Here is a 1,987-nt window from a genome sequence, read left to right on the forward strand (position 1 = left end):
GCCTAGGTCCTACTGGTACTCTACCTCTCAAATCTGGTAAAGCAAAAGTGGTTCTACCATCCCCTCCATACATAGTGCCCAATATTGAAAACAGTGCACTATATTGACTAATAGGCAACAATGCTCCGTCACAATATGCCCAGCCTCTGGGTGCAAAATTCCCTCCAAACAATTTGATTTCTGCGATTAAAGGATCCATACTTTTTTTTGTTTAATTGGCTATAAAATTATATTAATATTAAATTCAACATTTGCAAAATTTTCATTTTCTAAACTTGTCTTTGGTAAGACAGGTCCAGATTTAAAATCTGTATTTTGCACGTGATGATTATCTACATAAGTCATTCCTAATGAATCAAAAAACAACTTGGTTTTCAATCCCTTACCTATTGGTGTTTTTATTTCAAAAAACATCCTGTTCATTTTCTTGCGACCATCTTCAAAATACCCTAATGGCTTGTCAGTTATAAAAGAGTATCTACCTAATCCATCAGTCAAAATCTTGCCAAAATACTCGAAAGCGTTTTCGTTATTAGATGAATTACTATGTTTAAACACTATTTCTACATTTCTTAAAGGTTTTAGGTTTTCATCTTTTAACAAGCCCCAAACCTTTAGCTTATTTTGATTCCCTTTGGTAAAAACATTTTTTGAAGGAGAACCTTCCAATGCAAACAATTTAGAATGAAATATTGCATTAATTCCTAAGGTGAATGCAATTGTTTTCTTTACAAATTTTCTACGGCTACTTGTCATTTTAAAATTTTATAATGGTTATCTACTTTTTGAAAACTTCGTTTGTATTCAAATAAATTACCTATTCATACCATTATAAAAAATTATTATTGGCAAAAGTAAAATGTACAATTTTACTATGTATGGGTAAAATTACCTGTTTTAGTATTTTTTAATCTTTTAAATAAAAAACAAATTGAAGTATTAGTCTTTATTTTGGAAGGAAGGCATCACGATTCAATATACTTCTTTACTAAATTCCTAAAAATTCAAAACTTTTTTATTAATTAAAATTTCTTCAGTCTACACAAAAAAAATATTTTGAAGACTAAATCAGAATGCAGAAAGTTTCATGACTATTTCCATTTATTCTGTTAATTCAAAAATACGCAAAATTCAAGCCTGAGGCTAATATTTGCTTGTCTATTTTTTGAATTTGAATTAAAAGTAACTAATAATAGTATAAACAAAAAAATAATTGGAAGTCAATCTCACAAAATAAAAACTTTCATTTTCTAATTTAAACCACTTTAAATCAACCCTTTAACAAGACAGTCCATGGTTTTCATCTAGCAAAAGAAAATTAATTAACAAGTCTCCAAAAAAAATAAACCAAAGCAAGAGTAAATAAGAGTACTCTCGCTAAAGCCAATAACTAAAAATGCGGAAAATTTATAAAATCCTATCAAAGGTTGCTTCATTGGACTAGTCCAATTAAAAGTCCAAACCCTTGGTTAGTCAAATATTTTAAGAATTTAGACAAGATGACCAAATTAGAATCAAAACCTAAGATATAATTCTCAAAAAGCAATATTCTAAATTGCAAAATCACTATAAGTTTGCTATGGCCTTACCCATCTCAACATTTTAGGGAAAATTGCTGCATTTTTTTGATTCAAATCAAATTTTTCATTAGTCATTCCGTACCAATGCAATATAGGTACACCTATATAATGACCATTATCGAAATTATTAATAATATTTTCAGAATCTCCTTTATAGCCATCTGCATGAAAAACAACGTTAGGTTCAATACCAATTTCAAGACATACGGCATAAGTCCAAGCCATAACTGCCATTTCGTTAGCGGCGTCGTTTTCTTGATTATCCAGCTTTCCAGATAAACACTCTCTTTCTTCTTTGCTCATAACAGCTATATGTCCTGCCTCATGTAAAATATCTCCTATATAGGATAATTTATCAATATCTATTTTTAAAACACCATTTTCAACTCGTAATCCTGGCAAAAACA

At 29.5% G+C, this 1,987-nt stretch carries 3 protein-coding genes; all 3 read right to left on the reverse strand.

All coding sequences use genetic code 11. The annotated features are described in order from the left end of the window. Nucleotides 1-199, reverse strand: a 199-nt coding sequence (locus tag EGI22_RS15370; RefSeq protein ID WP_255069324.1) for a phage tail protein, incomplete at its 3' end; no start/stop codon positions are given. Between the two features lie 20 nt (nt 200-219). Then, nucleotides 220-756 carry a hypothetical protein gene (locus EGI22_RS15375; protein ID WP_255069275.1) on the reverse strand — a complete coding sequence of 179 codons (537 nt, stop codon included), beginning with the start codon at nt 754-756 and terminating at the stop codon, nt 220-222. Between the two features lie 821 nt (nt 757-1,577). Beyond that, a partial coding sequence (locus tag EGI22_RS15380; RefSeq protein WP_255069325.1) for a hypothetical protein occupies nt 1,578-1,987 on the reverse strand: 410 nt, incomplete at its 5' end.

Origin of the sequence: Lacihabitans sp. LS3-19, from assembly GCF_024343575.1 — a bacterium.
Taxonomy (GTDB): domain Bacteria; phylum Bacteroidota; class Bacteroidia; order Cytophagales; family Spirosomataceae; genus Leadbetterella.